At 68.3% G+C, this 12,870-nt stretch carries 15 protein-coding genes; 4 read left to right on the top strand and 11 right to left on the bottom strand.

Annotated elements, in window-relative coordinates:
* Positions 1 to 24: 24 nt before the first annotated feature.
* The 9 genes from ACFSVL_RS29905 to ACFSVL_RS29865 all read right to left on the bottom strand — a co-directional run bounded on the left by ACFSVL_RS29905 (position 25) and on the right by ACFSVL_RS29865 (position 7,877).
* Positions 25 to 648: a DUF4190 domain-containing protein gene (locus ACFSVL_RS29905; RefSeq protein WP_378308890.1), complete on the bottom strand. Its 624-nt coding sequence runs from the start codon at positions 646 to 648 to the stop codon at positions 25 to 27.
* A 72-nt stretch (positions 649 to 720) separates the two neighbouring features.
* Positions 721 to 1,290: a helix-turn-helix domain-containing protein gene (locus ACFSVL_RS29900; protein ID WP_378308889.1), complete on the bottom strand. Its 570-nt coding sequence runs from the start codon at positions 1,288 to 1,290 to the stop codon at positions 721 to 723.
* Between the two features lie 43 nt (positions 1,291 to 1,333).
* Complete coding sequence (locus ACFSVL_RS29895; protein WP_378308888.1) at positions 1,334 to 2,659, bottom strand: MFS transporter; 1,326 nt, start codon at positions 2,657 to 2,659, stop codon at positions 1,334 to 1,336.
* Positions 2,660 to 2,838: 179 nt separating this feature from the next.
* Positions 2,839 to 3,795, bottom strand: coding sequence for a PDR/VanB family oxidoreductase (locus ACFSVL_RS29890; RefSeq protein WP_378308887.1), 957 nt, complete (start codon positions 3,793 to 3,795; stop codon positions 2,839 to 2,841).
* Positions 3,796 to 3,821: 26 nt separating this feature from the next.
* Positions 3,822 to 4,565, bottom strand: a complete 744-nt coding sequence (locus tag ACFSVL_RS29885) for an SDR family NAD(P)-dependent oxidoreductase (RefSeq protein ID WP_378308886.1) — start codon at positions 4,563 to 4,565, stop codon at positions 3,822 to 3,824.
* A complete protein-coding gene (locus tag ACFSVL_RS29880; RefSeq protein ID WP_378308885.1) occupies positions 4,562 to 5,065 on the bottom strand; it encodes an aromatic-ring-hydroxylating dioxygenase subunit beta in 504 nt (167 codons plus the stop codon). The genes ACFSVL_RS29885 and ACFSVL_RS29880 overlap by 4 nt, the downstream gene beginning before the upstream one ends.
* Positions 5,058 to 6,329, bottom strand: a complete 1,272-nt coding sequence (locus ACFSVL_RS29875) for an aromatic ring-hydroxylating oxygenase subunit alpha (RefSeq protein WP_378308884.1) — start codon at positions 6,327 to 6,329, stop codon at positions 5,058 to 5,060. Before ACFSVL_RS29875 ends, ACFSVL_RS29880 begins: the two co-directional genes overlap by 8 nt.
* A gap of 13 nt (positions 6,330 to 6,342) precedes the next feature.
* Entirely contained in the window at positions 6,343 to 6,723 is a 381-nt protein-coding gene (locus ACFSVL_RS29870; protein WP_116200316.1) for a hypothetical protein, read from the bottom strand.
* Positions 6,724 to 6,755: 32 nt separating this feature from the next.
* Positions 6,756 to 7,877 (bottom strand): acyl-CoA dehydrogenase family protein, encoded by a 1,122-nt coding sequence (locus tag ACFSVL_RS29865; RefSeq protein WP_378308883.1) that lies wholly within the window; start codon positions 7,875 to 7,877, stop codon positions 6,756 to 6,758.
* Between the two features lie 137 nt (positions 7,878 to 8,014).
* On the opposite strand from ACFSVL_RS29865, the gene ACFSVL_RS29860 reads away from it, so the two are divergent.
* The 4 genes from ACFSVL_RS29860 (at position 8,015) to ACFSVL_RS29845 (ending at position 11,557) form a co-directional block, all read left to right on the top strand.
* Positions 8,015 to 9,472 carry an ATP-binding protein gene (locus ACFSVL_RS29860; RefSeq protein ID WP_378308882.1) on the top strand — a complete coding sequence of 486 codons (1,458 nt, stop codon included), beginning with the start codon at positions 8,015 to 8,017 and terminating at the stop codon, positions 9,470 to 9,472.
* A gap of 96 nt (positions 9,473 to 9,568) precedes the next feature.
* The gene (locus ACFSVL_RS29855) at positions 9,569 to 10,075 is read left to right on the top strand and encodes a flavin reductase (protein WP_378308881.1); all 507 of its coding nucleotides are present in this window, start codon (positions 9,569 to 9,571) and stop codon (positions 10,073 to 10,075) included.
* A 22-nt stretch (positions 10,076 to 10,097) separates the two neighbouring features.
* Positions 10,098 to 10,346, top strand: a complete 249-nt coding sequence (locus ACFSVL_RS29850; protein ID WP_067578010.1) for a hypothetical protein — start codon at positions 10,098 to 10,100, stop codon at positions 10,344 to 10,346.
* Positions 10,343 to 11,557, top strand: coding sequence for an amidase (locus tag ACFSVL_RS29845; RefSeq protein WP_378308880.1), 1,215 nt, complete (start codon positions 10,343 to 10,345; stop codon positions 11,555 to 11,557). The genes ACFSVL_RS29850 and ACFSVL_RS29845 overlap by 4 nt, the downstream gene beginning before the upstream one ends.
* Here ACFSVL_RS29845 and ACFSVL_RS29840 read toward each other — a convergent pair.
* Complete coding sequence (locus ACFSVL_RS29840; protein WP_378308879.1) at positions 11,547 to 12,161, bottom strand: response regulator transcription factor; 615 nt, start codon at positions 12,159 to 12,161, stop codon at positions 11,547 to 11,549. The two genes, ACFSVL_RS29845 and ACFSVL_RS29840, sit on opposite strands and share 11 nt — an antisense overlap.
* Complete coding sequence (locus ACFSVL_RS29835) at positions 12,158 to 12,775, bottom strand: nuclear transport factor 2 family protein (protein WP_378308878.1); 618 nt, start codon at positions 12,773 to 12,775, stop codon at positions 12,158 to 12,160. The genes ACFSVL_RS29840 and ACFSVL_RS29835 overlap by 4 nt, the downstream gene beginning before the upstream one ends.
* Positions 12,776 to 12,870: the final 95 nt, after the last annotated feature.

The following is a 12,870-nucleotide window of genomic DNA, read 5'->3' as shown; positions in this document are numbered from 1 at the left end:
AGCTTTCCGGAGCCGGGCAGCGGATCAGAAACCGTCGCAGGAGGCGGTCGCGAAGTTGCCCGACGCCTTGGCGGTCTTGGTTTCCTTGCCGTCCACGACGACCTTGCAGGTCACGTCGCCACCCTCGGCACCGGTGGTGACGGCCAGGGTGCCGCCCTTGATCAGGCCCTTCGTGGAGATGTCTTTCGACCACGGCAGGGACTTCGGCTGCTCCTGGTTGGTGGACGCGCCGCCGTCGCCGATCGTGGTGTAGCTGATCGAGGCGTCCTTCGCGGTGCCGGAAACCTCGTAGTGGATGGTGACGGAGCGGTTCGCTTCGTTGTTGAGTTCGTTGACGGCCTTGGTGACCGTCGCGGCCCAGATGATGCACAGCACCAGGCCGATCACCGAAAGCACGAGGCCGGCGATCGAGAGGCCCTTGTTCGTGGCCTTTCCGGAGCGTGTCCGGGCGAAGCCGAGCGCGGAGAAGATGATCCCGAGGATCACCAGCGGCCACGCGACGATCCCGATGATCGGGATGAACGAGAAAATCAGGCCGACCAGCCCGAGTACGAACCCGGCGGTGCCGAGGCCGTTCTTCGGCGGGACCGGGTAGGCCGGCGGGGCCGCCTGGGGCGCGGGCGGCGGAGGGTAGTCAGGGGCGGACATGAGAGCCTTTCGTGATCGTTTGACCACAAACAGGTCGCATTACCCGCCCCGAGTGTTACGGCGTGCTCGATATCAATTCGGGCGCGGCTCCACGTGCACTCGTTCCCCCTGCAGTCCGAAGAGGATCAGCAGCTCCACCGCACCGCCGTCGGCCGAGCCGAGCCAATGGGGTTCCGTCGTGTCGAACTCCGCGGCTTCGCCGGGCGGGACGGTCAGGTCCTTCGCGCCCACGATCAGGCGGAGGTGGCCATTGAGGACGTACAGCCATTCGTACCCGCTGTGCGTCTTCAGCGCGGGTTCGGCGGAGCGGCCGGGGATCAGCATTTTGTACGCGTGCACCCCGCCCGGTCGCCGGGTGAGCGGCACGTAGGTCATCCCGTGCTGGTGAATCGGGCGCAGGTGGACGCGCGGGTCGCCGGCGCGGGGAGCGCCGACCAGGTCGTCGATCGGCACGTCGTAGGCGCGCGACAGCGGCAGGAGGAGTTCCAGGTTCGCCCGGCGCTGGCCGTTTTCCAGGCGGGACAGGGTGCTTTCCGAGATGCCGGTCTCCACCGACAGGTCGGCGAGGGTGATGCCGCGCCGGTTGCGCAGGGTGCGCAGCCTCGGGCCGACCGCGTCCAGGACTTCGTCGATCTCACGCATGACCCCAGTCTCGCGGAAGTCGCGAGACTGGGGTGCGTTCAGGTCAGCCGACCAGCTCAGGCGTCGGTTTCGCGGCGCGGCGCGCGGGGGCGGTTTCCGGGAGGATCAGCAGGCAGACCAGGCTCAGCACGAGCAGTGCGGCCAGGTAGTAGCCGACCGCGAGGGCGTCGCCGGTCGCGGCGACGATGCGGTTGGCGATCATCGGGGAAAGTCCGCCGCCGAGCACCGCGCCGACGTGGTAGCCCACGCCGAGGCCGGACTGGCGCTGTTCGCGCGGGAACAGCTCGGCGAACCAGGTGTACATCGGTCCAAAGAGGATTCCAGTGGCGGTGAAACCCAAGAGCAGCGCGAAGAACACCGAGCTGACGGTGCCGGCGGACGCGATCGGGAACATCACCAGTGCGGCCCCGATCGACAGGATCGAACCGGTCAGCATCACCGGTTTGCGGCCGATCCGGTCGGACAGCCAGGCGGCTCCGACGTTCGCGGCGGCGTGGCAGAGCAGGGTGATCGTCGAAATGGTGACGATCGGGGCGCGCGGGAGGCCGAGTCCTTCCGGGGCGGCCGCGGTCGCGTAGGACAGCATGAACGTGACCAGCGCGAAGGTGCAGGCGGTGAGGCCGAGGTTCGCGCCGGCGATCAGCAGCAGCCGTCGCCAATTCGAGCGGAGGACGTCGGCGAGCGGCTTTTTCGCCCGCGTTTCGGCGGCGGCCATTTTCTCGAATTCCGGACTTTCCGAAACGCCGCGGCGCACCCAGATGCCGATGGCCAGCACGATCCCGCCGGCGAGGAACGGGAGCCGCCAGCCCCAGCTCATGATGTCGTCATTGGGCAGCAGGAGAACCAACGCGAACGCCAGGTTCGCCAGTACGACGCCGATCGGCGAGCCGAGTGCGACGAAAGAACCGTAGAGGCCGCGCCGTTTTTCCGGCGCGTGCTCGACGGCGAATACGGCGGCACCGGCGCTTTCCCCGCCTCGGGCGGCACCGTGCAGCAGGCGCAATCCGACCAGCAGCAGCGGCGCGGCGATGCCGATCACCGCGTACGGCGGGAGAACGCCCATGCCCAGCGTCGCGAAACCCATCAGCAGAAACGCGGCGTACAGTGCGGTGCGGCGGCCTCGACGGTCACCGAGCCAGCCGAAGAGGGCCGCGCCGAGCGGGGCCATCACGAAACCGATGGCGAACGTCGCGAGGCTCATGAAGGTGCCGAACCAGGCGTTGCCGGTTTTGAAAAAGACCGACCCGAACACCAGCGCCGCCGCGGTGCCGTAGATCGAGAAGTCGTACATTTCCAAGGAAGTGCCGACGCCGGCGGCGAATCCGAGCCGCAGCACGCCGGGGGAGTGCGCTTCGTCGCGCTTGGCCATAGCCGGCCTTTCGTCGTCTCGCGCGGAATGCGCGAGGTGTCCGGTGGTGGGGAAACGGTGGACACAGCTTAGGGAGCACGTGACGAAGGAGGCAAAGTCCGATTTCCGGCGGATTGATAAATAAAATCTATCAATTAATCGACGCGAGGGCCGGAATCAGCGGATTCCGGCCCTCGCGGTCAGTACAGCTCGATCACCAGTTTTTCCGAGCGGGCTCGCGACACGCACAGCGCCATCTGGTCGCCGGAAGCCTTGTCGCTGGCCGAAAGGCACTGGTCCCGGTGCTCCGGGGTGCCCTCCAGCACGCCGGAAACACACGAGCCGCAGATGCCTTCCTCGCACGATTTGAACACCTCGATCCCGTTGTCGGTCAGCACCGACAGGATCGAGCGGTCGGCCGGGATCTCGAACACCTCGCCGGTGTCGAGTTCGACGGTGAACGCCTGGTCGCCGCTCGTGTCGACCTCGGCCGCGGTGAAATGTTCGACGTGCAACTGGGATTCGCCGACCACCGGCGCGAACACGCCGGCGACCTGCTCCATGAACCCTTCCGGACCGCAGGTGTACACGTGCCCGGAGGAACTGAGCCCGCTCGCCACTTCCGCCAGTACGGCGGGCTGTTCGCCGCGCGGTACGCCGAAATAGAGCAGCACTCGATCGCGGAATTCCGCCCGTTCTTCCAGCAAGGAAACGAAAGCCGCCGACTCCCGGCTGCTCGCGAAGTAGTGCAGTTCGAATTCCGCACCGTCCGCGTGCAGCTGATAAGCCAGGCTCAGCAACGGAGTCACGCCGATGCCGCCCGCGACCAGCACGTGCCGGTCCGCGTCCGGAGCCAGCGAAAGCAGGTTCCGGGTCTCGCCGATTTCCAGCTTGTCGTTCTCCGCGACGGTGTGCAGCGCCTCGGAGCCGCCCCGCGAATCCGGCTCCCGCTTCACCGCGATCAGCAGCGACGACGTGTCGTCCGGCCGCCCGCACAGCGAATACTGCCGCAGGATCCCAGTCGGGCCGGTGACGTCGACGTGCGCACCGGCGGGGTGCGGGTCGAACGGCAGACCGTCGGCGCGCACGAGGCGAAGCGCCCGGATCCCGGGCGCTTCCTCGACGACCTCGGCCACGCGGACCACGGTGTTCGGCATCGGCTCTCCGTTTCAGGGCAAGCGGTTCAGCGCAGGTAAAGGCCGCCGTTGGCGTCCCAGCACGCCCCGGTGACCGAGGCCGCGCCGGGCGAGGCGAGCAGCGACACCATCCGCGCGATGAACGCCGGGTCGCCGAGCCTGCCGACGGGGATGTTCTTCGTGAAGGCTTCGAGGTTGTCCTCGCCGACGATCGACCGCACCATCGGGCTGTCCAGCGGCCCGGGCGACACGGAGTTCACGGTGACCCCGCGCGACCCGAGTTCGCGGGCGAACACCTTCGTCGCGGACATGATCGCGCCCTTGGACGACGCGTAATGCCCGCCGGTCGCGGTGCCGCCGTTCTGGCCGGCCAGCGACGCCATGTTCACGATCCGCCCGTAGCCCTGTTCGGCGAAGTACGCGCCGAAGATCTGGCAAGCGGTGAACGTGCCGGTGAAGTTGACCGCGAGAACCGCGTCGAGGTCTTCCGGCGTGATCTCCATCAGCGGTGCCGCCTGCGTGCGGGCCGCGTTGTTGACCAGCACCTGGACGCTGCCGAAGTCTCGGACGACGTCGTCCTTCAGCTGCGCGAGCGCCGCCCGGTCACGCACATCGACCAGGTAGCCGCGGCAGTTGCCGAGTTCCTCGGCGAGTTTATCCGCCGCTTCGCCGTTGACGTCCGCGATCGCGACGCGGTAACCCTCGGCGTGCAGCTGCCGCACGATCGCTTCCCCAAGCCCGCTCGCGCCGCCGGTGACAACGGCGACGTGCGGTTCGGCCGGCGCGCTCACAGCAGGAATCCCGCGGCGGGCACGGCGTCATCGCTGTTGACCAGCCGGATGACCTTCAACGCGATCCGGTCGCCTTCGGGACCGTCCGGCGACAACTGGATGCGGTGCACCAGATCCGCTGCCCACAGGTCGTGGTTGCCGCGTTTGTAAGCGACCAGGATCTGCGCTGACCGCAGCACAACTTCTTCGTCCGAAATGGACTCCGGGACGAATCGCGACACCGTGCGCACCGTGCGCGCGGAATCGACGGCGGCGAGCGCGTAGCCCTCGGTCATCCGCGCGATGCGCATCTGCCGCATCCGCGCGTCGTCGTAGACCATGTTCAGCGAGCCAGCGAAATCGTCGGTTTCCCGGTCGATCGGGATGACGTAAATGCCGTCTTCGGTGAACAGCTTTTCCCACGCGTGGTACTCCGTGCGGTCGAGCAGTTCCGCCTCGCGGTTGACGAGGTCGACGGCGCGCGCGACCCGGATGTCGGTGGTGGGGATGGTTTCAGTCATCGCCCATCATCTCCTTCCACTGGGCGTACGCGGCGCGCATGCCGGTTTCGTCGGTGACATGCGAGGTCGGCCAGCCTTCGGGGCTCGCCTTCTCCCGCGCCAGCCCGCGGTTGACCAGGATCGGCAGGTCCGGACCGCCGTGCGCACCGCGCTGGACACGGTCCCAGCCTTCGGCGTCGTCGGGCGTGCCGAAGCCGAACGGGCCTTGGAAATGCTCGTGGATGCGTAGCCGTTCGCGGTTCACGATGTCCAGCTCCGGCGGGCCGTCGGGGCCGATCGCGACGTGCTCGATCAGGGTCTCGTTGACCGAAATCGGCCGCAGCACGCGGAAAAACGCCGCGGACATCGAGACGTTCGGGAACAGGTTCAGGTTGAACCCGGTGCCGTGCATGGCCCGGACGACCTTGCGCACCTGCGCCTCGTCCAGCGTCTTCGACAGCTCGGCCACGACGTGGTCGAACCGTCCCTGCAGCGGTTCGGAGCCGTCGTCGACGTCGAGGTCGGAGTGCTCCGGCACCATCTGCATGACGCTGTGGCCGTTGCCGAGCGAGTGCGTGATCGCCGACGGATCGGTCATGAACGACATCATGTCGGCGGTTTCCGCGTCCACCGAAGCCATCCACGACCGGTGCACGATCGGGAAGTGGTAGCCGTCGGTGGTGTTCTCCAGCTGGATCTTCCAGTTGCCGCGGAATTTGAACTGGTGCTTGCCCAGCACCTTGATCGGGTAGCCGCCGCCCTGCTTCATGAAACGGTCGATCCACAGTTTTGCGTCGCCGAGGAAGTCCTCAAGGGACTCAGCGTCCTCGTCGAAAGTCGCGAAAACCATGCCGCCGTACGACTCGGTGCGCAGCTTCTTCAGCGACAGCTCGCCCTTTTCCAGCACGCCTTCGTAGCCATCCGGATAAGGGATGCCGCGCAGCTTGCCGTCGAGGCCGTAGCTCCAGGCGTGGTACGGGCAGGTGAAGCCGTTGGCCTTGCCGCTCGGCTTCTCGCACAGGCTCGCGCCGCGGTGGCGACAGCGGTTGAGCATCGTGTGCAGCGTGCCCTTGCGGTCGCGGGTCACGATTACCGGCTGGCGGCCGACGTACGTCGATTTGAAATTCCCCGGCTGGGCCAATTCGCTTTCGTGCGCGACCCACACCCACGAACGCTCGAAGATCTGCGTCATCTCGCGTTCGAAGATTTCCGGGTCGGTGTACAGTCGCGCGGCGACGCGGTCGCTTTCGGCGAAATCGGCGGGAACTTTCGCGTTCTCAGTCATGAGTTCTCCGATTTCAGTCAGGCAGTTCGACGTCTTCGCGGACGGTCAGCGGACGGCCGATCCGGGCCTCGATCTTGGCGAAGCGCCACAGCTTGACGCCGTTGCTGCCGACCTCCGTCGTGCGCAGCAGATTGCACCCGGCCTTGACGGTTTCCTGGCTGTCGGCGTCGGCGAGGATGTAGCAGGTCCACGGCCAGCCGTCGGACGGGCCGACCATGTGCGCGTCGTCGTCGATGTCACCGATGAAAGTGATGCCGGGCAACGCTTTCAGCTGGTCCATCATGGACACGAAGGACTGCCAGACGTCGCCGATGGTGATGCCGTCGGCGGGCAGATCGAAGAAGTTCTGGTTGATGCCGATGCAGAAAAGCACCCGCAGGGGCTGCGTGCTCACAGTCGGAGACTCCTCGTCGTGGTGGTGGCTGGTCAGCGGAATCCGGGGCTGGTCGGCGGCTGTCCCATGAGAACCGCGCCGGCGGCGTCGTGGATGGCCGGGCCCAGGAACGCATGCTGCTTGGGTACCAGTGCGTCGCCCTGAAGTCCACGCAGCGGGTGCGTCGCGTAGATCGGCGCGGTGCCGGAAATCTCGACGAGCTTCGAAACCACCTCGGACGACGTCTTCGCCAGGTGCGCGGACGAAAGCCGCAGCTGGGCGTTCTGCTCGTCGCTGGCCTCGTCGCCGGAAACGACGGTTTCCCAGACCTCGTGGCTGACCTCGTAGAACCAGGCGCGGGCGGAGCGCAGCGCGGCCTCGGCGTCGGCGTACCCGGTGCGGTAGTAGCCGCGGTCGGCGAGCTTCGGCGCACCGGTGACGCCGGTGTAGCCAGCGCCGACCTCGCGGGCGTGGTCGAGCGCCGCTCGCGCGACGCCCGCGCCGACGATGGCGAGAACCTGTGCGGCGTAAGCGATCGTGGGGTAGCGGTAGAGCGGCTCGTCCACGGTGGGCGCGCCGCCGCGGATGAACGTCCACTCGCGCGGGACCTCGACGTCGCGCACGACCAGGTCGAACGAACCGGTGCCGCGCATGCCGACGACGTCCCAGTCCTGGACGATTTCGACCTGGTCGGGACGCAGCAGCGCGGTGCGCGGTTTGCCGCCGGTCGACTCGTCGCCGGGGATGCCGACGCCGAGGATGTCCGCGCCCATGCAGCCGCTGGCGAACTTCCAGCGGCCGTCCACGCGGAAGCCGGTTTCGGTCGCCGGGGCGGGCTGGACCGGGAAGAGTCCGCCGGCGAAAGCGACGTCCGGACCGTCCTTGTACAGCTCGGCCTGGGTGTCCAGCGGGAGCGCGGCGAGGTAGATCAGCGACGAGCCGAAGCTGGCGACCCACCCGGTCGAACCGTCCACTGTGGAAATCCGCTCGATCAGGCGGAGGAACTCGGCGGGCGGGAGCGGCTTGCCGCCGAACTTCGCCGGGGTGCTCGCCCGGTAGACGCCGAGCTGCTTGAGCCGGTCGATGAAGTCGCGCGGCACGTAGCGCTGCTGCTGGAACTCGTCCTTGCGCCTGGCGAGTTCGACGAGCACCTCCTCCATGGTGACTTCGCTCATCGATGCTCCTCGGGAACGGGCGGTGCGGTCGCTCCGACGGTACGAACCCGGCGCCCGCGCGGGAATTGGTAGTGCCTGAGCGGGCGTAGGGGATTTCTTCAGTGCGAGCCGTCAGCCAGGGGCTTTACCCTGAGCCGATGGAAGCGGACCCGCGCGCGCCCGAGCTGACGACGCACGATTTCGTCGCGATGCTCAACGCCAGCCGCACGTGCGTGCTCGTGCACGACGGCGCGACGAAGAACATCCTGTGGGCCAATCCGGCCGCGTGCGAGATGCTCGAATGGAGCGTCACCGAGCTGCGGCCGTTGAAGGCGAACCACATGAGCAGCTCCGCGCAGCAGTACGACCGGGTGATCGGGCGGGCGTGGCTGCAGGAGGCCGTCGACAAAGGCGTCAGCCGGATCGAATGGCATTACCGCACCAAATCCGGCCGGGTGATCCCGACCGACGCGGTGGCCACCCGGGTCGAACTGGCGCAGGGCCCGGCGGTGATGGTGCAGTTCCGGGACATCGAACGCGAGCAGGAAATCGAGCGTGAGCTGCGGCTGACCACGTCCTGGGTGGACGCGCTGGCCAGGCAGACGTCGGCGGTCGCGTTGATGCTCGACGGTTCGGGCGAGCTGCGGTTCGCGACGGACTCCGCGGTCGCGCTGTTCGGCGCGACGCCGGATGAGCCGCTCGGCAGGCTGACCGACTACGCCGGCCTGCGTCTCGACGACCGTCCGGCCACTTGGGACGAGGTCCGCGAACGCGCGGCGCCGGCGACGCAGGTACGGCTGGAAATCCAGGGCCGGGTGTGGCTGGAGGGCAGCGTCGAACGGCTTCGAGAGCCTGGTGGGGACGCCTTTCTGCTGCTGCTCCACGATGTGTCCGAGCGCATCCGCGGCGAGGTCCAGCGTGAGCGGGAGCTGCACCGGGAGAACTACCTGGCGCGCTACACCGCGATGGGCGACATGGCGATGGCGATCGCGCACGAGCTGAGCCAGCCGCTCGCCGCCGCGGGCAATTTCCTGGCCGGGGTGCGGTCGCGGACCCTCGATGCCGCGCCGGTCGTGTACGGCATCGACAGCGCGGTCCGGCAGATCGAGCGGGCGAGCCAGATCGTGTCGTCGGTGCGAGCGTTCGTCGGGCATCTGGAGCACGTGGAGCAGGTGGCCGACCTCAACGAGATCGTCGAGGAATGCCTGTATTTCGTGCGGCTGCGAGCCGAGCCGGCCTCGATCGAGGTGACCTTCGAACGGTCCGCCGAGGCGGTGCCGGTGCGCTGCGAACGCGTGCTGACCGGCCAGGTCGTGCTCAACCTGTGCTTCAACGCGATCGAGGAAATGGCGCAGTGCCCGCAGCAGCGGCGCAGCCTGGTGCTCACCACGCGCCGCGACGGCGAAACCGGCGTGGTCACGGTGGACGACCGCGGCCGCGGCTTCCCGCGCAACCCGTTCGACGAGTCGTTCACCGCGAAGGAGCGCGGCAGCGGCATCGGACTGGCGCTGAGCCACCGCATCATCACCCGCCAGCACGGGACGATCTGGGCCGAACACCGGGCGGGCGGCGGTTCGCGGTTCGGCTTCGCACTGCCCGCGACCGGCCCGGGTTAGGAATTCTTCAGCTACGCCGGGGAAGTTCTCGATATCCCGCCGCCGGTGCGGCTTTGTACGGTCGAGGCAGTCCAGGCCCCAGTACTAGGAGGCACCGTGTCCGAGCTGACCCGGACCCAGCGCGAATTCCGCACCGCGATGGCCAACCTCTCCGCGGCCGTCAACGTCGTGACCACGGCGGGCCCGCACGGCCTCGCCGGCATGACGGTGAGCGCCGCCTGCTCGGTCACCGACAGCCCGCCGACCGTGCTGGTGTGCGTCAACCGGTCGAGCCGGTCGCACGCGATCCTGGTCGGCAACGGCCGGGTCTGCGTCAACGTCCTCGGCCCCGGCCAGGAGGACCTGGCCATGCACTTCGCCGGCGCGACGAAGGTGCCGACCGCCGAACGGTTCGAGCAGGACTGCTGGGACCTCGGCAGCGAGGACGCCCCCGTCCTGCGCGGCGCGGCCGCCTCGCTGGTCGGCCGGATCGTCGCCGAGCAGGAGCACGGGTCGCACTCGGTGCTGTTCGTCGAGATCGAGAAGGTGCTGACCGCGCCGGACAGCGGAGCTTTGGTGTACTTCCAGCGCCGCTTCCACCGGCTCGCCGCACTCAGCGCCTGACCGAGGAGATTCCGTGGACCGCATGACCCTGACCTGCTACAACGACACGCACGGCTACGGCTGGCGGCACGTCGACCTGTTCGTGCACGACGAGCACGGCCGCGAGCTGGACTGGGTGCACTGGCAGGTCCCGGCCGACGGCCCGGACGCCGCCGACGAGGCCACCGCCCGCGTCGAGCCACTGCTGCGCCGGACGTCCGGCTGGCGGCACGCGGTCAGCGCGAGCGGCATGGACTACTGGACCGCCGACGCCGCCTGGACCCAGCCGTGACCGCCCCGTGGTCGCTGCGCGCCCTCGTCGCCGACCTGGCCGCCGGCCGGACGACGCCGGAAGCGGCTCTGGTGGAGGCCCGCTCACGGATCGCCTCGGCTTCGTTCGATGCCTGGGTCGCTCCCGCTGAGGTGCCGGTCTCGACGGGTCCGCTGGGCGGGGTTCCGTTGGGCGTCAAAGACATCATCGACTTGGCCGGACTTCCGACCCGCTGCGGTTCCGTACTGCGCGCGGACGCCCCACCGGCCACTGTGGACGCTTCGATCGTCCGCGAATGGCGTCGGGCCGGTGCGGTGCCGATCGGCAAGACGGTTACTACGGAATTCGCTTTCTTCGCGCCCGGCCCCACGGATAACCCAGCCGCGCCCGGCCACACACCCGGCGGTTCCTCCAGCGGTTCCGCCGCCGCCGTCGCCGCCGGACACGTTCCGTTGGCGCTGGGCTCGCAAACCGCTGGCTCGGTCACCCGGCCAGCTGCGTTCTGCGGTGTCGCGTCGCTGGTCATGACGCGGGACCGGTTCCCGGTCGACGGCGTCACCGGCCTGAGCCCGAGCCTGGACAGCCACGGCATGTTCACCGCGACGGTGTCCGATCTGGCCTTGGCCTGGTCCGCGTTGTCCGACGAGCCGGAGGCGGCCGTTTCGGCACCGCGATTGCTGGTGTGGTCGCCCGAAGCTGCTACCCCTGCGATGCAGACCGCGCTTCGCACTGCGGTTTCTGGACTACGCGCCGCCGGTGCCGTAGTCGACGAATTCCCGGACCCGGCGCTGGTTACTGCATTGACCGCCGCCCACCCCGTGGTGATGGCCTATGAAGCGGCACGGGAACGTTCCGTCGAGCTTGCCTCCGCGGACCGGCTCAGCGCTCCGTTGTCGCAACTGCTGCGTACTGGCGCGGAGATGCCGTACTCGGACTACGAGGCCGCGCTTGCCGTCGTCGCCTCCGGCGCTTCACGGCTAGCGGAGATCACGACCGGCTACGACGCCGTGCTCGCGCCCGCCGCACTCGGCTCCGCCCCCGCGGGCCTGAGCGCGACCGGAGACCCGGTGCTCAGCCGCCCCTGGCAAGCTCTGGGCCTGCCGGTCGTCGCCGTGCCCGGCCTGCGTGACGAAGCCGGATTGCCGCTGGGACTGCAACTGGTCGGCAGCTCCCACGGCGAGTCTGCCCTGCTGGGATCCGGCCGCTGGGTGGAGACCGCGCTTAAACCGTGACGCGATGGGTGAGGATGTCGCGGACCAGCGTCCCCAGGCTGTCCGCCGACGTCTTCGCCTTGATCCGCGCCCGATGCACGTCCACGGTCTTGACGCTGGTGCCGAGCCGATGCGCGATCGCCTGGCTCGGCATCCCGTCGACCACCAGCCGGAGCACCTCGCGCTCCCGCTGGGTCAACGTGTCCAGCCGAACCCGGACCGCCTGCCGCTCCGCCTGCTCGGCGAACCGGCGGCGGGCCTCGATGAGCTGGGTTTGGACCACCTCGACCATGCGCTGGGCCTGGTAGGGCTTCTCCAGGAAGTCGACCGCTCCCGCGGTGAGCGCGCGGACCGACATCGGGATGTCGCCGTGCGCGGAACAGAAGATCAGCGGAGCCGGGCAGTCGATTTCCGCGAGCTTTTCCTGGAGTTGGAAGCCGCTGATCGCCGGCATCCGCACGTCGACGATGATGACCGCGGGCTCGGCCGGATCGAATTCGTCGAGAAAGGTCTGGGCGTCCGGATAGGTCAGCGCCTGCACCCCGACGCTCTCCAGCAGGAACACCAGGGACTGCCGCAAATCCTCGTCATCGTCGACGACGTGCACCACCGGGTCGTCGCTCATGGCTTCATCAGCACCGACGCCGACGGATAGTCGCTGGCCCACCCCTCGGGCAACGGCGCGATGAAGACGTTTTCGGTGCGAGTACGGGTGATCCGCCAGGTGTTGTCTTCCCGCCGGAACGCATTGTTCAACCGGCTGGACCGCAGCAGCGCCTTCCCGTCGGAGAACAGCCACGGCTGCATGTGGATCCATTGCCCGGTGGCTTCGTCGCCGTCCACGTGGATTTGCTCGGACGTCAGGTAATGTGCGTTCAGCAGAAGTTCGGGATCCTTTTTCTCGCCCCAGAACCGCTGGAAATGCGCCCGGATGGCATCCGCGCCCTCGGCCCGCCCGAACTGCCCGTCGTAGTACTCGCCGACGCCCTCCCACACCGCGTCGTCGGTGTAGAGCGCCATGATGAGGTCGATCCGCTCGTCGTCGCCGCCGACGCCGAACTCCGGGCAGGGCGTGTCGCAGAGGAACATGTACCGCGCCTGCACCCGCCGGATCTCCGCCTCGGCCTCAAGCACCCCGACCCGCCGCACGAGCCCCGCGACGGTCTCCTCCAGCGCGGCAACCCGCCGGCCCTGGTCGTCTGTCGGCGAGTTGGACGTTGCGGCGTGCTCGAGTGACATCGGTTCCTCACCAGACGGTCGTGACGGTTGGTGCTTCGGTGCCGAGTCTGGCCTTTCGGTGCGGTTTTCGGCCCGTTGACAGGGTAACCGGACCA

Origin of the sequence: Amycolatopsis silviterrae (genome assembly GCF_042684085.1) — a bacterium.
GTDB classification, from domain to species: domain Bacteria; phylum Actinomycetota; class Actinomycetes; order Mycobacteriales; family Pseudonocardiaceae; genus Amycolatopsis; species Amycolatopsis silviterrae.
This window is presented reverse-complemented; position numbering and strand designations above follow the sequence as displayed.